Raw genomic sequence first — 19,594 nt, forward strand, 5'->3', positions numbered from 1 at the left:
CCTTCCGCGACCCGCGCCGTCAGTTGGCGGGGACGTAGCGCTCCACCACCAGGCGGATCAGGCTGGTCTGCGATTCGTCGTACTGCTTCACGCCCAGCAGGTAGGTGCCCGGCAGGACGCGGGTCGCGATCATCGAATCGTAGGACGATCCGCTGTCGTCGTTGTAGGCGACCTCGCGCCCGATATCGTCGTAGAGGAAGATCACCGGGTCGCCGTTGCCGTTGGCCACCGCCTCGATCAGCAGCAGGCCGCCCTCGTCCACGTCGATCCGGAACCAGCTGGCATCCGATCCGACCTGCGCGTCGTGGCGCAGGCGGGACTGCGCGACGCCGAGCTCGGTGATCGGGTAGGACCCGTCGAGCGGCGGGCTCGCCTCGCCGGCGGCGATCAGCGCGTCCATCGCGGCGCGCGGATCGTATTCCGTCACCGAGACGGTGATCGGCTCGTTGCTGTCGGACAGGGCGGCGAGCTCGATGCAGTACTCGCCCGCCGCGAGCGGGGTCGTCATGTCGAGCTGGCTGTTGAGGCCGTCGTAATCGTCGTTCTCGGCCAGGTAGTTGCCCGCCCCGTCATAGAGCGTGACGACCGGGTCCGCGAATTCGTTGGTCGCGGTGATCGTGATCGGCGCGGGCTGCGACAGGGTGAAGGTCCAGGCGTCGATCTGGTTGACCGGCGCGGTCGCCGAGACCCCGCCCATCGACAGGCTGCCGTCGATCGGCCCGTCGCCGAGCGCGTTCGACGCCATCGTGCAGCCGCCGGTCGAGGGGGTGCCCGTATCGGTCCCCGTGTCGGTCGCGGTTTCGGTCCCCGTGTCCGCCGCGGTGTCGGTTCCGGCATCGACCGGCATCGCGCCGCCGCCATCGGTGAGCTGGTCCTGACCGTCGCGGCTGACCCGGACGAAGCCGGTCATCGGCGAGCCGTCGTAGCTCTGCATCGACAGGCAGTAGGTGCCGGGCTCCAGCGTCGTCGCCGCGTAGGATGCGCCGCCGCCGCCCGAATCATCGTCCGAGAGCAGGATCTCGCCCGCCGCGTCGCGCAGGTCGATCACCGGATCGCCACCACCGCGCCCCTCGGCCTCGAGCCGGACGGCGGTCGGAGCCGAGACCGAGAACAGGCCGGTATACTGGTTGTTCATCAGGACCAGCGCCATCTGCTCGAGGTAGTCGCCCGAGGTCGCGATGTCCGAGGCCTCTTCCGAGCCGCCGAGCCAGGTGCCGTTCGCGCCGAACCCGCCGCACAGGTCCTGCGCCGAGGCGGCGCCGCCGAAGGCGAAGAGGCCGCCCGCCAGCGCGGTGGTTGCAAAGAACTTCATGCTGAAAATCTCCCTGGTGGTCGTCTGCCGGCAGCCTAGCCCGTCGCCCCGGGCCGGGCCACAAGTTTCCGAAGCGGCAGGTCGCCGCCGGGGGCGGGCGGGGCTGGCGGAGAGCCGGGGCGGAGGGGGCCGCGGCTGCTGACCCGGAAAAGGGGGAGCGGGCCGGCGACCGGGTCGGTTCCCGGCGGGGCGGGGCCGGGCCGCGGGAAGGACGCGAGGGACGTGTCCGGTGGGACGAGGCCCGGTGGGCGGCACTCTGGCAGGACGGGGGCAGGACGGGGGCCAGGACGGGGGCAGGACGGGGGCGGGACGGGAGCGGGGCGGGGGCGACGGACCCGGGCGGCGGGCCCGATCCGCCCCCCGAACGAGAAAGGGCCGCGCTGTCGCGCGGCCCCCGATCGGTTCCGGTGCGGTCCGGTCTCAGCCCTGGCGGGCCTTGAACCGGCGCTGGGTCTTGTTGATCACGTAGACCCGGCCCTTGCGGCGCACGACGCGGCAATCGCGGTGGCGCTGCTTGAGCGAACGGAGCGAGTTGGCGACCTTCATGGCGCTCTCCCCATCTGTCGCGGCGCGGCGATGCGCCTTGATTGCGTCATGCGGTCCCGGAGGGCCCGCGGTGAATGGCGTGGTGGGCGGTACAAGGTTCGAACTTGTGACCCCTTCGATGTCAACGAAGTGCTCTACCACTGAGCTAACCGCCCGTTCCCGATGGGATCCCCCCGCGCGTCCCGGTCCCCGGCAAGTGCCCGAAAGACAAGGACGCGGGACAGGGCCCGCGTCAGGTGCGGTGCCGTATAAAAGGAGTCGGTGGGGGGATCAAGGGCTTTCGGCGGCGCGTTCGCGAAGGCTAGGATGACGCGGTCAGGCGGGAGATCACGGGCATGTCGGAGCGGGCCTTCACCCTCGTTCGGCCGTTGCGGCGCACGACCTGCGTCGTCTTCGCCTCGCCCCATTCGGGCCGGCACTACCCCGACGAGATGCGGCGCGCCACGCGGCTCGACGAGACCGCGCTGCGGTCCTCCGAGGATGCCTTCGTCGACGAACTCTTCGCCGCCGCTCCGGGACAGGGCGCGCCGCTGATCGCCGCGACCGCCGCCCGCGCCTGGCTCGACCTCAACCGCGCGCAGGACGAACTCGACCCCGCGCTGGTCGAGGGGGTCCGCCGGGGCGCGCACAATCCGCGCGTGGCCTCCGGCCTCGGCGTGGTGCCGCGGGTCGTCGCCGGCGGGCGGCCGATCTACGAGGGCAAGCTGCCGCTGGACGCCGCCCGCGCCCGCATCGCGGCGGGCTGGGTGCCCTACCACGCGGCCCTGTCCGACCTGCTGGAGGAGAGCCGCGAGGCCTTCGGCGAGGCGATCCTGATCGACTGCCACTCGATGCCGCACGAGGCGCTGGACCAGGGCCCGGGGCGGCGGGCCGACGTGATCCTCGGCGACCGGTTCGGCGCCGCGGCGCGCGGCGACCTCGTCGACCGGATCGAGGCGGTCTTCGCCGGGGCGGGCCTGCGCGTCGCGCGCAACATGCCCTTCGCCGGGGCCTACACGACGCAGGCCTATGGCCGCCCGGCCCGCCGCCGCCACGCCGTGCAGGTGGAGCTCGACCGCGCGCTCTACATGGACGAGGCGCGGGTGGAGAAGGCGCCGGGCTTCGACGCCTTCCGCGCGGTGATGGACGGGATCGTCGCGGATCTCGCGGCGCTCGGCCGGCCGCAGGACCGCGCGGTCGCGGCGGAGTAGGGGCCCGGCGGCATCCGGGGGGGCGCCTCTTTCCCAGGCGGGGCGATCCCGCTACCTCACGGCCATGAGCGTGACCGAAGCCTATGCCGCCCGCGTCCGGGAGGGCGCCCTGACCCCCGATCCCGTGCAGGAGTCCCTCCTGCCCGAGCTCGACCGGATCGCCGAGGGGCTGGCCCGCCAACCGCCGGCGAAGCGTTCGCTTTTCCGGCGCAGCGCGCCCGAGCCGGTGCGCGGGCTCTATCTCTGGGGCGGGGTGGGGCGCGGCAAGTCGATGCTGATGGACCTGCTCTATGCCGAGGTCTCGGTGCCGAAGGAGCGACGGCATTTCCACGCCTTCATGCAATGGGTCCATGCCGAGATGAACAAGGCGCGTGCGCGCGGCGTGGACGATGCGATCCGGCCCGTGGCCGAGGACCTGGCGGGGCGGGTGCGCTTTCTCGCCTTCGACGAGATGCAGATCACCGACATCACGGACGCGATGCTGGTCGGGCGGCTCTTCGAGCGGTTGTTCGAGGCGGGGGTGACGGTGGTCACCACCTCGAACCGGCCGCCGGACGATCTCTACAAGGACGGGCTGAACCGGGCGATCTTCCTGCCCTTCATCGAGATGCTGAAGGACCGGCTGGAGGTCGTTCATTTCGCGGACGGGGCCGATCACCGGCAGGGGCGGCTCGCCGGGCGGGTGCGCTACTTCACCCCCGTCGATGCCGAGGCGCGGGCCGGGATGAACGCGGTCTGGGCGGAGCTGGGCGGGGCCGAGGCCGCGCCGGAGGTGCTGCGCGTCCACGGGCGCGCGGTCGAGATCCCCGCCTTCGTCAGCGGCGCGGCGCGGGCGTCGTTCTACGACCTGTGCGGCCGGCCGCTGGGCCCGGCCGACTACCTGGCGCTGGCCGAGGCGGCGCGGGTGCTGCTGCTGGACGAGATCCCGCAGCTCTCGAGCGACAACTTCAACCAGGCGAAGCGCTTCGTGACCCTCGTCGATGCGCTCTACGAGGGGAAGGTCGCGCTCTTCGCCTCGGCCGCGGCCGAGCCCGAGAGCCTCTATGTCGAGGGGGAGGGCAGCTTCGAGTTCGCGCGGACCGCCTCGCGCCTGCGGGAGATGGCCTCGGACGGCTGGGGGCGGCCTGCCCTCGACGGGGAAGCGGGGGCGGAGGACGCGAAAGGGGGCCGTTGACCGGCCCCCGTTATATCGTACCCGCCTGTCAATAACCCATCGCCCCGAAGTGCGCGGTCGTCCCGGGATACCATACCTGCGTCCGGCGGCACCCTCGGCCCAAGATATAGCGTGAGGGTGATTCGGCGGTAAAGCGGAAATTCACCTTGTCCACAGGTTCCGCACCGAGGTCGCGCTGGCCGGGGCGCAGGGCAGAGCTATCATGCCGGGCGGCGACGGGCCGCGATCCGCGCCGCCCGCCCCCGGACAAGGAGCCCACGATGACGCAGACCGACACCGCCCTTCCCTTCGACGCCGCGCAGCTCGACCGGCTGGCGGAGGTGGCGATCCGCGTGGGCGTGGGGCTGCGGCCCGGGCAGGACCTGATCGTCACCGCCGACGCCGCCGCGCTGCCGCTGCTGCGGCGGATCGCCAAGGTCGCCTACCGCGAGGGGGCGGGGCTGGTCACGCCGATGATCTCGGACAGCGCGATCACCCGCGCCCGCTACGAGATGGCGGCCGACCACAGCTTCGACCGGGCGCCCGGCTGGCTCTATGACGGGATGGCCTCGGCCTACGGGGACAATTCCGCCCGGCTGCACATCGTCTCGGACGATCCGATGCTGCTGGCCGACCAGGACACGGACAAGGTCGCCCGCGCCGGCAAGGCGCTGAACCAGGCCTACACGCCCGCGCGAAAGATGATCACCGGCTTCCAGACGAACTGGTCGATCTGCGCCTATCCCGCCCCCTCCTGGGCGCGGCTGATGTTCCCGGACATGGCCGAGGACGCGGCCGTGGCGAAACTGGCGGAGGCCATCTTCGCCGCGTCCCGCGCGGATCGCGAGGATCCGGTCGCGGCCTGGAACGCCCACAATGCCGAGCTGCTGGCCCGGCGGAAATGGCTCGACGACCACCGCTTCCATTCCCTGCATTACAGCGGGCCGGGCACGGACCTGACGATCGGGCTGGCCGACGACCACCGCTGGAAGGGCGGCAAGTCGACCTCGAAGAAGGGGGTGGACTGCAACCCCAACATCCCGACGGAGGAGGTCTTCACCACGCCCCACCGCGAGCGCGTCTCGGGCATCGTCCGCGCGACCAAGCCGCTGGCGCATCAGGGCAGCCTGATCGAGGGGATCGAGGTGCGGTTCGAGGGCGGCCGGATCGTGGAGGCGAAGGCCAGCAAGGGCGAGGAGGTGTTCCTCAAGCTCATCGACAACGACGAGGGCGCGCGGCGGCTGGGCGAGGTGGCGCTGGTGCCCGCCTCCTCTCCGATCTCGGCCTCGGGGCTGCTGTTCTACAACACCCTCTTCGACGAGAACGCGGCGAGCCATATCGCGCTCGGCCAGTGCTACGCGGACTGCTTCACCGACACGAAGATGTCCGACGAGGAGATCGCGGCGCGGGGCGGAAATTCCTCGATGATCCATGTCGACTGGATGATCGGCTCGACCGAGATCGACATCGACGGTCTGGACGCGGACGGGGGCCGCACGCCGGTCATGCGTGGCGGCGAATGGGCGCAGGCCCTGTAGGGCAGGATGCCCGCTCCGGACCGGGCCCGGCGCGGGGGGGCCGAAGGAGGATGACGGGATGACCCGATTGATCACGACCCTCGGGCCGAGGGGCGCGGAGGAGCTCGGCCCGATCCTGCCGCACGAGCATGTCTTCGTGGACCTGCGGACCTGGGACGCGCCCGGCTACGCGCAGGCCGATCCGGCCGACGTGGTCGCGCTGATGGCGCCCGAGATCGAGCGGATCAAGGCGCTGGGATTCGCGGCGCTGGTCGAATGCACGCCGGTCGGCGTCGGGCGGCGGGCGGACCTGGTTCTCGCGGTCTCGCAGGCCACGGACTTCCCCATCGTCGTGCCGACGGGCATCTACCGTGAGCCCTGGATTCCGCCCTGGGCGCACGAGGCGAGCGAGGATGCGCTGGCCGACTGGATGCTGTCCGAGCTGGAGGGCGGGATCGAGGGAAGCGGCGTGCAGGCCGGCTGGATCAAGGTCAGCGCCGGCGACGACGGCATCACCGGGGCCGAGGCGAAGATCCTGCGCGCCGCGGCGCGCGCGGGGGCCCGGACGAACGCGGTGATCGGAAGCCACACGATCCGGGGCCGCGTGGTGCTGGAACAGCTCGACATCATCGAGGCCTGCGGACATGCGCCGGATCGGTTCATCTCGATCCACACGCAGGCCGAGCCGGATTTCGCCCTCCATCTCGAGGTGGCGCGGCGGGGGGCGTGGATCGAATACGACTGGATCGGCAATGACGGCGAGGACGAGCGCCACCTGACCAACATCCACCGCCTGCTCGATGCCGGGCTGGAGGACAGGGTACTGCTCAGCCACGACCGGGGCTGGTACGACCCCGCAGAACCCGGCGGCGGCACGCCGAAGCCCTATACCTACCTCAGCGAGCGGTTCCTGCCGAAGCTCGAGGCGAGCGGTGTCGGCAGCGACACGATCGACGGGCTGATGCGGGACAACCCGTTCCGGGCCTTCGCGCGGTAGTCGGGCCGGGGACCGGCCCGGAGACCGGCCCGGACACCGGGCGGGGTCAGGCGGCCAGCGTCCCGGCGAGCGAGTTCGGGCCGGACGCGGTGATGCGGACGCGCCGGACCTCGCCGCGCAGGCTTTCGGGCGCGTCGGCATGGACCGCGTGGAGTTGGCCGGACTTGCCGACCATCTGGCCGGGCAGGCGGCCAGGCTTCTCGAACAGGACCTCGACCTCGCGGCCGACCATCGCTTCCTGTGCCTCGCGCTGCAGTTCGGTGATGAGCGCCTGAAGGCGCTGCAGCCGCTCGTCCATCACCTCGGCCGGGACCTGCGCGCCGCGTTCGGCCGCCGGTGTGCCGGGTCGTGGGGAATACTTGAACGAGAAGGACGCGCCGTAGCGGACCTGCCGGACCAGATCGAGCGTGTCCTCGAAATCGGACTCGGTCTCGCCGGGGAAGCCGACGATGAAGTCCGAGGTCAGCAGGATGTCGGGCCGGGCCGCGCGGATCCGCTCCACTAGGGCCAGGTAGGCGTCGCGGCCGTGCTTGCGGTTCATCGCCTTGAGGATGCGGTCCGAACCCGACTGCACCGGCAGGTGCAGGTAGGGCATCAGCTTCGCCTCCTCGCCATGCGCGGCGATCAGCGCGTCGTCCATGTCGTTCGGGTGGCTCGTCGTGTAGCGGATGCGGGCCAGCCCCTCGATCCGCGCGAGCCGGCGGACGAGCGCGCCGAGGCCGCCCTCCATCCCGTGCCAGGCGTTCACGTTCTGGCCGAGGAGGGTGATCTCGCGCACGCCCTGCTCGACCAGGCCGCGCGTCTCGGCCTCGATCCTGTCCGCGGGGCGGCTGACCTCGGCCCCGCGGGTATAGGGCACGACGCAGAAGGCGCAGAACTTGTCGCAGCCCTCCTGCACGGTGAGGAACGCGGTCGGGCCGCGCTTCGCCTTCGGGCGGGCCTTCAGCTCGGTGAACTTGTCCTCTTCGGGGAAGTCGGTATCGACGGCGCGGGCGCCGCCGCGCACCGCGCGCTCCATCGCGGGCAGGCGGTGATAGCTCTGCGGGCCGACGACGAGATCGACGACCGGCGCGCGGGCCATGATCTCGGTCCCCTCGGCCTGGGCGACGCAGCCGGCAATGCCGACCTTGAGGTCGGGCTTCGCGTCCTTGAGCGGGCGCAGGCGGCCGAGCTCGGAATAGACCTTCTCGGAGGCCTTCTCGCGGATGTGGCAGGTATTGAGGAGGATCATGTCCGCCTCCTCCGCCCGGTCGGTGGGCACGTAACCCTCCGCCCCCAGCGCCTCGGCCATGCGCTCGCTGTCGTAGACGTTCATCTGACAGCCGTAGGTCTTGATGTAGAGCTTCTTCTGCGCGGTCATGGCGGCCCCCGGGGCTTGCGGCATCCGCCCCTCTACCGCGGCCGGGGGGCCGCATGCAACGCGGGGGGCGGGGCCGCGCCCTTGCGTCCCGGGCGGCCGGCGCGGCATCGTCCGGCGGGTGCCGGCAGGCCGGCCGCCGGCGCCGGCGGATGGCCGCCGGAGAGCGGGGCCGGGCGGATCGGCGGCGAAGGACGGGAATGACGGGACGGGGCATGGAGTACGGATCGCTCGCCGATTTCGCGCGGCACGGCGCGCGGGAGCATCTGGCCCGGGGCCCGGTGGCGGTGATCCTCGCCGAGGATCCCGTGGAGGTGGCGACGACGCTGCGCCATCACCGCGACCTGGGCTTCGCGGCGCTGCTGCTCGTCGCCTCGCCCGAGATCGACCTGCCGCCGACCGGGTCGGGCGTGGTGCGCATCGACCACGACCTCACCGCGGACGGGGCGCTGCCGGCCGTGCTCAACACGATCATCCGGACCGCGCCCGACCGGACCTGGATCTACTACTGCTACAACGCCGAATACCTGTTCTTTCCCTTCTGCGAGCAGCGCAGCGTGGGCGAGATGCTCGCCTTCCACGCCGAGGAGCGGCGGGACGCGATGCTGAGCTACGTGGTCGACCTCTATGCCGGCGATCTCGAGGCGCATCCGAACGCCGTCTCGCTGGAGGACGCGCATTTCGACCGGACGGGCTACTACGCGCTGGCCCGGCCGGACCCCGCGACGCATCACCCCAAGGAGCGGCAGCTCGATTTCTTCGGCGGGCTGCGCTGGCGCTTCGAGGAGCATATCCCGGCCCCGCGCCGCCGGATCGACCGGATCGCGCTGTTCCGCACGAAGCCCGGCCTCGTCTTCCGGCCGGACCACACCTTTGCGGACGAGGAATACAACACTTATGCCTGTCCCTGGCATCACAACCTGACCGCGGCGATCGCGTCGTTCCGCGTCGCCAAGGCGCTGAAGCGCAATCCGGGCAGCGCCTTCGACATCCACAGTTTCCGCTGGCACAATTCCGAACCCTTCGCCTGGCATTCCAAGCAGCTGCTCGATCTCGGGCTGATGGAGCCCGGGCAGTGGTTCTGAGGGGGCGGAAAGAGGGCCGGGGCAGCCCTGGCGGCTACTTGCGGCGGAGCCGGATCACCACGTCGACGGCCGCGATCTCGGCCCCCTCGGGGGCGCCGGGCAGGCGGTCGATATGCAGTTCGGCCGCGGGCGCGTCGCTGAGATGCCCGTCCTCTTCCCAGAAGAAGTGGGGGTGATCCTCGGCCCTCGTGTCGAAGTAGCTGCGGGCGCCGTCGACCGTGATCTCGCGCATCAGGCCGGCCTCGCAGAAGGTCCGCAGCGTGTTGTAGACCGTCGCGAGAGAGACCTTCTCGCCCGCGGCGCCGGTCGCCTCGTAGAGCGATTCCGCCGTGACGTGCCGGTCGTGTCCGTCGCCCACCAGCCGCTCGGCCAGGGCGAGGCGCTGCCGCGTCGGACGCAGCCCGGCCGAGTGCAGCCAGTCGGCGGCGCGGTCCCTGGGGGTCGCGGGGGAGGGGCGGGTCTCGGTCATCGCCGGGCACCATACCCCGGAGCCGGGACGGGATTCAACGCCCCGCCCGCCGCCGCGCCGCTGGGCGTGAGCGCCTTGCCACGCGCGAAGCGGCGGTGGTAGGACCGTTCCGCCCCCGGACCGGAGACGCGACCATGGCCGATTATCCCACCTCGTTCGACCGCGACGACCTGCTGAAATGCGCCCGCGGCGAGCTGTTCGGCCCCGGCAACGCGCAGCTGCCCGAGCCGCCGATGCTCATGATGGACCGGATCACCGAGATCAGCGCCGATGGTGGCGCGCACGGCAAGGGGCATGTCCTCGCCGAGTTCGACATCCATCCCGAGCTCTGGTTCTTCGACTGCCACTTCCCGGGCAACCCGATCATGCCCGGCTGCCTCGGCCTCGACGGGTTGTGGCAGCTCACCGGCTTCAACCTCGGCTGGCGCGGCTGGCAGGGGCGGGGCTACGCGCTGGGCGTCGGCGAGGTGAAGCTGACCGGGATGGTGCGCCCCGATCGCAAGCTGCTGACCTACAAGGTCGACTTCACCAAGGCGGTGCAGACCCGCCGGCTGACGATGGGCGTCGCCGACGGCATCGTCGAGGCGGATGGCGAGGTGATCTACCAGGTGAAGGACATGAAGGTCGCGCTGAGCGAAAGCTGAGCCGGCCCGCGAAAGCGGAGGGGAGCGAGAGCGGGGGCGGACCCCGCCGGGCGCGTTCCGTCCCCCTTGTCCCCCCGGTCCGTCCCCGGCCGGCGGCGATCCGCCGGCCCCGCCCCGCCGCGCGTCAGGCGCGTTGACAGGAGGCGGGCTTTGCTAGACGGAAGAGGGGCTACCGTTCTTTCTTTTCGACCACTGTCTCCCTCACCGGCATTCAGTCCCTCGATCTGAGACCGACGACGCCGGGCTGCCGCATCCTGCGGGCAGCACCACACAAGGAGACCACGGACATGGCCAACGGCACCGTGAAATGGTTCAACGCCACCAAAGGCTTCGGCTTCATCGCGCCCGCGACGGGCGGCAAGGATGTGTTCGTGCACATCTCGGCCGTCGAGCGCGCCGGTCTGACGACCCTCGCCGACGACCAGAAGGTGACCTACGACGTGGAAGCCGGCCGCGACGGCCGCGAATCCGCGACGAATCTCAAGCTCGCCTGATCCGGGCCGACGCCGCCCCCGGGCGGCGCGCCAGGGACATCGGAACGCGGCGCCGGCCCCCGGCGCCGCGTTCTTTCGTTCCGGGAAGGCGCCGATCCGGTTGCCCCGGCTCCGCGCTCTGACCTACACACGGGACACCGGGAAGGAAGGAGCGTCCATGCGCCGCGTCGTCGTCACAGGTCTGGGCATCGTCTCGCCCATCGGAAACTCCGCCGATGAGGTGGCCGCCGCGCTGAAGGCCGGCCGCTCCGGCATCGAGGCGGTGCCGGAGATGGAGGAGCACGGTTTCCGCTCCCGCATCGCGGGCACGCTGAAGATCGACGTCGCCGAGCATGTCGACAAGCGGACCCTGCGCTTCATGGGGCCGGGCGCCGCCTATGCCCATATCGCCATGGGACAGGCCATCGCGGATGCGGGGCTGGAGGAGGACGACATCGTCAATCCCCGGACCGGCCTGATCGCGGGGTCCGGCGGGCCGTCGACCAGCGCGATGTTCTCGGCCCACCAGACGGTGCTGAAATCCGGCTCGCCGAAGCGGATCGGCCCCTTCGCCGTGCCCAAGACGATGAGCTCGACGATCAGCGCGAACCTCTCGACCGCCTACCGGATCAAGGGCATCAACTATTCGATCACCTCGGCCTGCTCGACCTCGCTGCACTGCATCGGCGTCGCGGCCGAGCAGATCATGATGGGCAAGCAGGACGTGATGTTCGCCGGCGGCGGCGAGGAGCTGGACTGGACGCTGTCCTGCCTCTTCGACGCGATGGGCGCGATGTCCAGCAAGTTCAACGACACGCCGACCCGCGCCAGCCGGGCCTTCGACAAGGACCGCGACGGCTTCGTCATCGCCGGCGGCGGCGGCATCGTGGTGCTGGAATCGCTGGAGCACGCGCAGGCGCGCGGGGCGCGGATCTACGCCGAGGTGACGGGCTTCGCCGCCACCTCGGACGGGGCCGACATGGTCGCCCCGTCCGGCGAGGGCGGCGAGCGGGCGATGCGGTTGGCGCTGGAGACGCTGCCCGAGGGGCGGCGCGTCAGCTACATCAACGCGCACGGCACCTCGACGCCCGTCGGCGATGTCGGCGAGGTGGAGGCGGTGCGCCGGACCTTCGGCGACGATCACCCGCCCATCAGCTCGACCAAGTCGATGACCGGTCACAGCCAGGGCGCGACCGGCGCGCAGGAGGCGATCTACTGCCTGCTGATGCTGAAGGACGATTTCATCGCCCCCTCGATCAACGTCGAGACGCTCGACCCCGCGCTTCGGCCCGAGGAGATCGCGACCGAGACGGTGGAGGGCGCGAACCTCGACACGGTGATGACGAACAGCTTCGGGTTCGGGGGCACGAACGGATCGATGCTCCTCTCCCGCTTTCGGGAGTGAACCCATGACGATCCAGATGAACGGAAAACGCGGCCTCGTGATGGGGGTCGCGAACGATCATTCCATCGCCTGGGGAATCGCGAGGGCGATGCATGCGGCGGGCGCCGAGCTCGCCTTCTCGTACCAGGGCGAGGCGTTCGAACGGCGCGTCGCCCCCCTCGCCGCCTCGGTCGGGAGCGACGTCCTGTTGCCGGTCGACGTGATGGACGATGACAGCATGGACGCCGCCTTCGCCGCGCTGAAGGACCGCTGGGGCAGCATCGACTTCGTCGTTCACGCCATCGCCTTCTCGGACAAGGCCGAGCTGACGGGGCGGTTCACCAACACGACCCGCGCGAACTTCCAGAAGTCGCTGACCATCTCGTGCTACTCGCTGATCGACGTGGCGAAGCGCGCCTCGGAGCTGATGCCGGAGGGCGGGTCGGTGATCACGCTGACCTATGCCGGGTCGAACCGGGTGACGCCGTTCTACAACGTGATGGGGGTGGCGAAGGCCGCGCTGGAAAGCTCGGTCCGCTACCTCGCCAACGATCTCGGCCCGCAGGGGATTCGGGTCAACGCGATCTCGCCCGGTCCGATGAAGACGCTGGCGGGGGCCGCGATCGGCGGGGCGCGCAAGACCTTCAAGCATACCGAGGCGAACGCCCCGCTGCGCCGCAACGCCACGCTCGAGGCGATCGGCGGCACGGCGGTCTACCTCTGCTCGGATGCCGGGAACTGCACGACGGGCGAGACGATCCTCGTCGACAGCGGGTTCCACGTGCTGGGCATGCCGCAGAGCGAGAACCTCTGACGCGGGGGATGCGGCCCCGGGGTGGCGGCGGGGTGGGTGCAACCCACCCTACGGGCGGCTGATCCGGCGTCACGTGCGGGGCTGGCCGGGGCGGCCCCTGCCGGTCGGGGTTGGGGGGGGTGGTGCAACCCACCCTACGGGCGGCCGATCGAAGTAGCGCCCGCCCCCGGCCGCCCCCGGAATCGTAGGGTGGGTTGCACCCACCCCCATCGCCAAGGCCGCAGGCCCCACCCCGAACGCATGGCAGCTTTTCCGGCACCCGTAGGGTGGGGTTGCACCCAACCCCCCATCGGGTTCCGCAAATCCACGAGGCTCCCGCCCGCGGAGAGCGCAGGCCCCCGGGACCGTAGGGTGGGTCGCACCCACCTCCGCCGGCCCCCCGGGGACCGTTTAGGGCGGCGCCCGCCTGTTTCCCGGTCCCGACGCCTGCGCGGGCGCCAACGCGCCCGCCCGTCCCGGTCACGAAGAAGGCCCGCCGGATCGCTCCGGCGGGCCTTCGGGATGGCATGTCGAGGGGCCGATCAGGCGGCCTTCACCTCGACCACTTCCACGTCGAAGGTCAGGTCCTGGCCCGCGAGCGGGTGGTTGGCGTCGAGCACGACCTGCTCGTCCGTCACCTCGGCGACGCTGACCGGAACGGCCTGGCCCTGCGGGGTCTGCATCTGAAGCCGGGTGCCGATCTCGAGCGGGATGTTGTCCGGGATCGAGCTGCGGGGCACGGTCTGGCGCGCCTCTTCCACGCGGTCGCCATAGGCCTCGGCCGCCGGGACCTCGACCTTCTTGCTCTCGCCCTGGCTCATGCCGGGCATCGCCTTGTCGAGGCCGGGGATGATCTGGCCGGATCCGACGGTGAACTCGAGCGGGTCGCGCCCATCGGAGCTGTCGAATGTGGTGCCGTCGGCGAGGGTGCCGGTGTAGTGGATACGAACGGTATCGCCTTCCTTGACCTGGGTCATGGGCGCTCCTTTCGGGGTCTGGTGGAAATTCATGGGGAGGCCGCCGCTCCGGCGGGTGCTCCTTGCGATCCCCAACGATCTAGGGACCCGGCGGCGCGATGTAACCCCCATCCGTCACTTTTTCGGGATTCACCGTCCCCGGGGGCGGGTCTTTTCCTTCCCGCGCCCGCGTGCCAGTTTCCCGCCCGGAAGGGAGCGCCCATGGCTTTCGCCGCCCATGTCTTCGATGCCTACGGAACGCTGTTCGACGTGACCGCCGCCGCCCGCCGCGCGGCCGAGGCGCCGGGGCAGGACGCGCTGCGCGCCGTCTGGCCCGCCCTCGCCCGGGACTGGCGCGACAGGCAGCTGGGCTGGTCCTGGCTGCGCGCCGCCGCCGGGCGCCACGCCGATTTCTGGTCGCTGACGCAGGACGCGCTCGACTGGGCGATGGCGGCGCACGGGCTGGACGATCCGCACCTGCGCGAGCGTCTGCTCGCCCTCTACTGGGAGCTGGAGGCATTTCCCGAAGTGCCGGACGTCCTGGCCCGTCTCGCCGCGTCGGGCGCCCGCATCGCGATCCTGTCGAACGGATCGCCGGGCATGCTGGACGGCGCGGTGACGAGCGCGGGGATCGGGGGCTTTGTCTCCGAGGTGATCTCGGTCGAGGCGGCCGGCATCTTCAAGCCCGCCCCGGCCGCCTACGACCTCGTCGCCGCGCGGCTCGGCACCGCGCCGGGGGAGGTGCTCTTCGTGTCGTCGAACTGCTGGGACGCGGCGGCGGCGGCCGGGGCCGGCTTCACCTCCGCCTGGGTGAACCGCGCCGATGCGCCGCCGGACCGCCTGTGGGCCGCGCCGCACCATGTCCTTTCCGACCTGACCCCGATCCCGGACCTCGACCGATGACCGATTTCCGCGCCGCCGACGGCACCCGGCTGCATTACACCGACGAGGGCGAGGGGCTGCCGCTGGTCGCCCTGCCGGGGCTGACGCGCTCGGGGCGGGATTTCGACTTCGTCGCGCCGCACCTGACCGGGATCCGGCTGATCCGCCCGGATTACCGGGGGCGCGGCCGGTCGGACCCCGCCGATCCCGCGACCTACAACGTCCCGGCCGAGGCCGTCGACGTGATCGCGCTTCTCGATCACCTGCATCTCGATCGGGCGGCGATCCTCGGCACGTCGCGCGGGGGGCTGATCGCGATGGTGCTGGGGCAGATCGCGCAGGAGCGGATCACCGGCATCGCCTTCAACGACATCGGCCCGGTAGTCGAGCCCGAGGGCCTGGACGCGATCCGGGGCTATCTGGGCATCCCGCCCGCCGCCGCGACGCTGGAGGAGGCGGCCCGGGCGCGCAAGGCCGCGCTGGCCGGCTTTTCCGAGGTGCCCGACAGCCGCTGGCTGGAGGAGGCGGAGCGTCTCTACGACGTGACCGGGGAGGGGCTCGCCCTGCGCTACGATCCCCGCCTGCGCGAGGCGGTGTTCGGCGGCGGGGCGCAGCCGGCGCCCGATCTCTGGCCGCTCTTCGACGCCCTGGACGGGCTGCCGCTCTGCCTGATCCGGGGCGAGACGTCCGACATCCTGTCGCGCGCCACGGCCGAGGAGATGGCGCGTCGCCGCCCCGACATGATCCATGCCGAGGTGCCCGGCCGGGGTCACGTCCCGTTCCTGGACGAGCCCGAATCGCTCGCCGCCCTCCACGCCTGGATCGACCTGCTATGAACATCGAGATGATCCGCGCCGCCGCCGCGCGCGCCGCCGGCCATATCCGCCGCACGCCCCTGCTGCATTCCCCCGCGCTGGACGCGCTCGCGGGGCGGCGGGTCTGGGCCAAGGCGGAGTGCCTGCAGCATACCGGCTCGTTCAAGGCGCGGGGCGGCTGGTCGGCCCTCTCGGCCATGGAGCCCGCCCTGCGCGCGCGGGGGGTGATCGCCTATTCCTCGGGCAACCATGCGCAGGGCGTCGCGCGGGCCGCCGCGTCCTTCGGCGCGCCGGCGGTGATCGTCATGCCGGCCGACGCGCCGCAGGCCAAGGTCGAGGGCACGCGCGCCTACGGGGCGGAGGTGGTGTTCTACGACCGCGCCGGCGAGAGCCGCGAGGAGATCGGCGCCGCCCTCGCCGCCGAGCGCGGGCTGACCCTCGTGCGCCCCTACGACGAGCCGCTGGTGATCGCCGGGCAGGGCACCTGCGGGCTGGAGATCGCGGACCAGGCGCGCGAGGCGGGCATCGCCCGGGCCGAGGTCCTGACCTGCTGCGGCGGCGGCGGGCTGACCGCCGGCATCGCCCTCGCGCTGGAGGCGGAGAGGCCCGGATTCCGCGTCCGCCCGGTGGAGCCGGAGAATTTCGACGACACCGCCCGTTCGCTCGAGAGCGGGGCGCGCCAGCGCAACGACGCCGACCCGTCGGGGTCGATCTGCGACGCCATCGTCACGCCGATGCCGGGGGAGCTGACCTTCCCGATCCTGACGCGCCTCTGCGGCCCCGGCCTCGTCGTCACCGAGGCGGAGGTGCTGCGGGCGATGGGCCTCGCCCTGCGGCATCTGAAGGTGGTGGTCGAGCCGGGCGGAGCCGTCGCGCTGGCCGCGTCCCTGTTCCACGGCGACGCGCTGGAGGGCGGGGACGTGATCGTGACGCTCTCGGGCGGGAACGCCGATGCCCACACGCTGGGCCGGGCGCTGAGCACGCTCTGACGGGAGGGAGCCATGCGGATCGACGGGACGGGCGCGGTGATCACGGGCGGGGCCTCGGGGCTTGGGGCGGCCACGGCGCGCCTGCTGGCGGGGGCGGGGGCGCAGGTGACGCTGCTGGACCGGAATGCCGGGGCCGGCGCGGCCCTGGCGGAGGAACTGGGCGGCGCCTTCGCCGAGGTCGACGTGACCGACGCGGCGGGCGTGGCCGCGGCGCTGGACGCGGCCTTCGCGCGGGACCCGGGCGGGGCGGCCCCCCGCATCTGCGTGAACTGCGCCGGGATCGGCCCGCCGGCCAAGGTGCTGGACCGGTCGGGCGCGCCGCTGCCGCTGGCGGAGTTCGCCCGCATCGTCGAGATCAACCTGATCGGCACCTTCAACGTCCTGTCCCAGTTCGCGGCCCGCGCCGCGCGGCTGGACCCGGTCGGAGAGGAGCGGGCGGTGATCGTGAACACCGCCTCGGTCGCCGCCTTCGACGGCCAGGTCGGACAGCCGGCCTATGCCGCGTCGAAGGCCGGGATCGCGGGGATGACGCTGCCCGTCGCCCGCGAATTCGCGCGGCACGCCATCCGGGTGATGACGATCGCGCCGGGCCTTTTCCTGACGCCGCTGATGTCGTCCCTCCCGCAGGAGGCGCAGGACTCGCTCGGCGCGCAGGTGCCGTTCCCGAACCGCCTCGGCGATCCGGCCGAATATGCCGCGCTGGTCCGGTCCATCGTAGAGAACCCGATGCTGAACGGCGAGACGATCCGCCTCGACGGCGCGATCCGGATGGCACCGCGCTGAGGAGGGCGGGCCGGGACGGTCAGGGGCAGGGGGGATCCGGACGGACCTCGACGGGTCCTGCCGGCTTCAGTCCGCGATGTCCGGGGAAGTGGCGCGCTGGGGAGGATTCGAACCCCCGACCCCTTGATTCGTAGTCAAGTACTCTATCCAACTGAGCTACCAGCGCGCGGAGTAGGGGCCATTTATCGGGACGGTCCGGGCAATGCAAGGGGGCCGGTCAGCGGTTTCTGAAGGCCTGACGCCCGGTCGCGGGGACGCGGCCCGCCCCGGGGGTGAGGACTGGCGCTGGCGACGGGTCGGGGACGGCATCCGCGCGGCCTGGATCGGCGGCGGGCGCGGGACCGCCTTGCGCCGCCTGGTTCGGGGCGGCGACCGGATCGCCGCTGGCAAGGTCGGACGCCCCGGGCCCCTGCACGCGCAGCATCTGGCCGATGCTTCGGCTCAGCGGCGCCACGTCCTGATCGAGCGCCGCGACCGGGGCGAGGATCACGCCCCGCACCGCGAGGATGCCCGCCATCAGCAGGATCGCGCCCAGCCCGAACCACAGGGCCTCGAATCGACCGGGACGGGGCGCGCGAGCGGCGGCCATGCGCCGCTGGCGGTCGGTCAGGCGGTCCTCGGGCGTCGGGGTCGTCGGGCGCGGGCCGCCGTCGCGGGCCCAGATCCGGGCGAGGGGGGTGTCGCTGTCCATCTGTCTGGCGGGGCTGTTGGTCCTTCCCCCAGCTTTCCCCGGCCGTGCGGCGAGACTCGGGCGCATCCGGGGCGCGGGGCGGGCGGTCAGCGCGCGGCGGCCGAGATCCGGCTCTGCGGCAGCGTCAGGCGGAATTCGGTGCCCTCCGGCCCCGTTCGGACGAGGGCGATCTCGCCGCCATGGCCGCGCGCCAGCTCTGCCGCGATGGTGAGGCCGAGCCCGCTGCCCCCCTTTGCCACGCGCCCCTGGAAGGGCTGGAACAGGTGCTCGCGCGCCTTGGGCGGCAGGCCGGGCCCGGTATCGGCGACCGCGATCTCCCACGCGGTCTCGGTCTCGGTCCCGCGCACGCAGATCTCGCCCGGCTCTCCGGTGGCGACGATGGCGGCGCGGGCATTGCGGACGAGGTTGAGCAGGATCCGGAAGAGCTGCTCGCCATCGGCGCGCACGACCATGCCGGCGGGCACGTCGACCGAGAAGGACACGTCGCTGTCGCCGGCCGCCAGGCGCTCGCTCTCGATCACGTCGCCCACCACCTGCGCCAGCCGCACCCGGCCCAGCTGGGGGGGCGGCTCCTCGGCGCGGCCGAAGGCGAGCGTTGCCTCGGTCAGGTTCACCGCCCGGGTGATCGATCCGACGAGCTTGGGCGCCATGCGGCGCACGAGCGGATCCTCGGACCCGCCGATCCGGTCGACGAAGAGCTGGGCCGAGGTCAGGATGTTGCGCAGGTCGTGGCTCACCTTGGCGACGGCCCCGCCGAGCTGGGCGAGCCGCTCCTTCTGGCGCAGGGCCTGGGTGAGCTGCGTCTCCATCGATTGCAGCGCGGTCTCGGCCTCGCGCAGCTCGACGAGGTTCGCCTTGGGCTCGATGATGCGGCTGCTGTCCTCGGGCTGGGCCGCGTAATCGGCCATGTGCCCGACGAGGCCCTTGATCGGTTTCACCAGCAGCGAGCGCACGGCGAAGAAGAGGAGCGCGGCCGTCACGATCGAGATCACCGCCGAGAGCAGCAGGATCCGCAGCCCGTAATCCAGCATCTCGTCCCTGAGCGGCCCGGTCTCCATCGTGACCTCGATCTGCAGGCCGCCTTCCTGCACCGGGTCGCCGATGACCCGGATCACCTGGTTCTGGGGCGTGAACAGCGTGTCGAGCGCGCCGGCGATCAGCGCGGGCCCGGTGGCCGAGCGCAGGTCCACGGTCTTGGAGAGCGGGGCCGGCACGGGGGAGGAGAGGGCGAGCTGGCTGACCTCGTCGCGTCGCAGTACGACGTTGAAGACGCCGGCATTGTCCAGCAGCTCCTGTTCCAGCGCGGGGTCGAGGCTGTCGGCGGCGAGCACGGCGAGCGAGGCGATCTGCGCCCGCTCGAGCCGCAGCATCAGGTAATCCTCGCGGAACCGCGCCACGGAGGGCACGAAGATCAGGATCTCCGCCATCATGACGAAGATCGTCGTGAGGATCAGGAATCGTCCCGAAAGCGTGTTCACGCGCGCGTCGCCCTGCAACAGTCCAGCGCGGCAGGATCTAGGGCGCCGTCACGAAAATGTCAGGCCTCGCGCCGAGGGGT

The 19,594-nt window shown here is 71.8% G+C and carries 20 protein-coding genes and 2 tRNA genes; 13 read left to right on the forward strand and 9 right to left on the reverse strand.

Annotated features, from left to right (window positions below; all coding sequences use genetic code 11):
- Positions 1-19 precede the first annotated feature (19 nt).
- From BUE30_RS08820 to BUE30_RS08830, 3 genes are all read right to left on the reverse strand, one after another.
- The gene (locus tag BUE30_RS08820; RefSeq protein ID WP_073328780.1) at positions 20-1,312 is read right to left on the reverse strand and encodes a pre-peptidase C-terminal domain-containing protein; all 1,293 of its coding nucleotides are present in this window, start codon (positions 1,310-1,312) and stop codon (positions 20-22) included.
- Positions 1,313-1,732: 420 nt separating this feature from the next.
- The gene (gene ykgO, locus BUE30_RS08825; protein ID WP_008884645.1) at positions 1,733-1,858 is read right to left on the reverse strand and encodes a type B 50S ribosomal protein L36; all 126 of its coding nucleotides are present in this window, start codon (positions 1,856-1,858) and stop codon (positions 1,733-1,735) included.
- 80 nt (positions 1,859-1,938) lie between these two features.
- Positions 1,939-2,013: transfer RNA gene (locus BUE30_RS08830), tRNA-Val, on the reverse strand.
- 180 nt (positions 2,014-2,193) lie between these two features.
- On the opposite strand from BUE30_RS08830, the gene BUE30_RS08835 reads away from it, so the two are divergent.
- From BUE30_RS08835 to BUE30_RS08850, 4 genes are all read left to right on the forward strand, one after another.
- A complete protein-coding gene (locus BUE30_RS08835) occupies positions 2,194-3,048 on the forward strand; it encodes an N-formylglutamate amidohydrolase (RefSeq protein ID WP_073328784.1) in 855 nt (284 codons plus the stop codon).
- Positions 3,049-3,112: 64 nt separating this feature from the next.
- Positions 3,113-4,222 carry a cell division protein ZapE gene (gene zapE, locus BUE30_RS08840; RefSeq protein WP_073328788.1) on the forward strand — a complete coding sequence of 370 codons (1,110 nt, stop codon included), beginning with the start codon at positions 3,113-3,115 and terminating at the stop codon, positions 4,220-4,222.
- A 260-nt stretch (positions 4,223-4,482) separates the two neighbouring features.
- On the forward strand, positions 4,483-5,739 hold the full coding sequence (locus BUE30_RS08845; protein ID WP_073328793.1) for an aminopeptidase: 1,257 nt from the start codon (positions 4,483-4,485) through the stop codon (positions 5,737-5,739).
- A 58-nt stretch (positions 5,740-5,797) separates the two neighbouring features.
- Positions 5,798-6,715, forward strand: coding sequence for a phosphotriesterase family protein (locus BUE30_RS08850; RefSeq protein WP_073328797.1), 918 nt, complete (start codon positions 5,798-5,800; stop codon positions 6,713-6,715).
- Between the two features lie 46 nt (positions 6,716-6,761).
- Here the strand turns inward: BUE30_RS08850 and miaB are convergent, their stop codons facing one another.
- On the reverse strand, positions 6,762-8,075 hold the full coding sequence (gene miaB, locus BUE30_RS08855; protein WP_073328801.1) for a tRNA (N6-isopentenyl adenosine(37)-C2)-methylthiotransferase MiaB: 1,314 nt from the start codon (positions 8,073-8,075) through the stop codon (positions 6,762-6,764).
- 212 nt (positions 8,076-8,287) lie between these two features.
- On the opposite strand from miaB, the gene BUE30_RS08860 reads away from it, so the two are divergent.
- Entirely contained in the window at positions 8,288-9,157 is an 870-nt protein-coding gene (locus BUE30_RS08860; RefSeq protein ID WP_073330207.1) for a glycosyltransferase family protein, read from the forward strand.
- A 34-nt stretch (positions 9,158-9,191) separates the two neighbouring features.
- Here the strand turns inward: BUE30_RS08860 and irrA are convergent, their stop codons facing one another.
- The gene (gene irrA, locus BUE30_RS08865; protein WP_073328805.1) at positions 9,192-9,626 is read right to left on the reverse strand and encodes an iron response transcriptional regulator IrrA; all 435 of its coding nucleotides are present in this window, start codon (positions 9,624-9,626) and stop codon (positions 9,192-9,194) included.
- Between the two features lie 134 nt (positions 9,627-9,760).
- Between irrA and fabA the strand changes: the two genes are divergently transcribed.
- The 4 genes from fabA to BUE30_RS08885 all read left to right on the forward strand — a co-directional run bounded on the left by fabA (position 9,761) and on the right by BUE30_RS08885 (position 12,941).
- Entirely contained in the window at positions 9,761-10,270 is a 510-nt protein-coding gene (gene fabA, locus BUE30_RS08870) for a bifunctional 3-hydroxydecanoyl-ACP dehydratase/trans-2-decenoyl-ACP isomerase (RefSeq protein ID WP_073328809.1), read from the forward strand.
- A gap of 287 nt (positions 10,271-10,557) precedes the next feature.
- The gene (locus BUE30_RS08875) at positions 10,558-10,764 is read left to right on the forward strand and encodes a cold-shock protein (RefSeq protein ID WP_073328813.1); all 207 of its coding nucleotides are present in this window, start codon (positions 10,558-10,560) and stop codon (positions 10,762-10,764) included.
- Positions 10,765-10,921: 157 nt separating this feature from the next.
- On the forward strand, positions 10,922-12,148 hold the full coding sequence (gene fabB, locus BUE30_RS08880; RefSeq protein ID WP_073328817.1) for a beta-ketoacyl-ACP synthase I: 1,227 nt from the start codon (positions 10,922-10,924) through the stop codon (positions 12,146-12,148).
- Positions 12,149-12,152: 4 nt separating this feature from the next.
- Entirely contained in the window at positions 12,153-12,941 is a 789-nt protein-coding gene (locus BUE30_RS08885; RefSeq protein WP_073328822.1) for an enoyl-ACP reductase FabI, read from the forward strand.
- Positions 12,942-13,462: 521 nt separating this feature from the next.
- Here BUE30_RS08885 and BUE30_RS08890 read toward each other — a convergent pair.
- The gene (locus BUE30_RS08890) at positions 13,463-13,897 is read right to left on the reverse strand and encodes an FKBP-type peptidyl-prolyl cis-trans isomerase (RefSeq protein WP_073328827.1); all 435 of its coding nucleotides are present in this window, start codon (positions 13,895-13,897) and stop codon (positions 13,463-13,465) included.
- Between the two features lie 201 nt (positions 13,898-14,098).
- Here BUE30_RS08890 and BUE30_RS08895 point away from each other — a divergent pair, with 201 nt between their 5' ends.
- Genes BUE30_RS08895 through BUE30_RS08910 form a run of 4 tightly spaced genes read left to right on the forward strand, consistent with a single transcriptional unit; the run spans position 14,099 to position 17,345 of the window.
- Positions 14,099-14,779 (forward strand): haloacid dehalogenase type II, encoded by a 681-nt coding sequence (locus BUE30_RS08895; RefSeq protein WP_073328832.1) that lies wholly within the window; start codon positions 14,099-14,101, stop codon positions 14,777-14,779.
- Positions 14,776-15,594, forward strand: a complete 819-nt coding sequence (locus BUE30_RS08900; protein ID WP_073328837.1) for an alpha/beta fold hydrolase — start codon at positions 14,776-14,778, stop codon at positions 15,592-15,594. The genes BUE30_RS08895 and BUE30_RS08900 overlap by 4 nt, the downstream gene beginning before the upstream one ends.
- Positions 15,591-16,562, forward strand: coding sequence for a threonine ammonia-lyase (locus tag BUE30_RS08905; RefSeq protein WP_073328841.1), 972 nt, complete (start codon positions 15,591-15,593; stop codon positions 16,560-16,562). The genes BUE30_RS08900 and BUE30_RS08905 overlap by 4 nt, the downstream gene beginning before the upstream one ends.
- 12 nt (positions 16,563-16,574) lie before the next feature.
- On the forward strand, positions 16,575-17,345 hold the full coding sequence (locus BUE30_RS08910; protein ID WP_073328846.1) for an SDR family NAD(P)-dependent oxidoreductase: 771 nt from the start codon (positions 16,575-16,577) through the stop codon (positions 17,343-17,345).
- An 89-nt stretch (positions 17,346-17,434) separates the two neighbouring features.
- Here BUE30_RS08910 and BUE30_RS08915 read toward each other — a convergent pair.
- The 3 genes from BUE30_RS08915 to BUE30_RS08925 form a co-directional block, all read right to left on the reverse strand.
- Positions 17,435-17,511, reverse strand: a tRNA-Arg gene (locus BUE30_RS08915).
- Between the two features lie 51 nt (positions 17,512-17,562).
- Positions 17,563-18,036 (reverse strand): hypothetical protein, encoded by a 474-nt coding sequence (locus BUE30_RS08920; RefSeq protein ID WP_073328851.1) that lies wholly within the window; start codon positions 18,034-18,036, stop codon positions 17,563-17,565.
- An 86-nt stretch (positions 18,037-18,122) separates the two neighbouring features.
- Positions 18,123-19,466, reverse strand: coding sequence for a sensor histidine kinase (locus BUE30_RS08925; protein ID WP_073330210.1), 1,344 nt, complete (start codon positions 19,464-19,466; stop codon positions 18,123-18,125).
- Positions 19,467-19,594: the final 128 nt, after the last annotated feature.

This window comes from Wenxinia saemankumensis, from assembly GCF_900141735.1.
Taxonomy (GTDB): domain Bacteria; phylum Pseudomonadota; class Alphaproteobacteria; order Rhodobacterales; family Rhodobacteraceae; genus Wenxinia; species Wenxinia saemankumensis.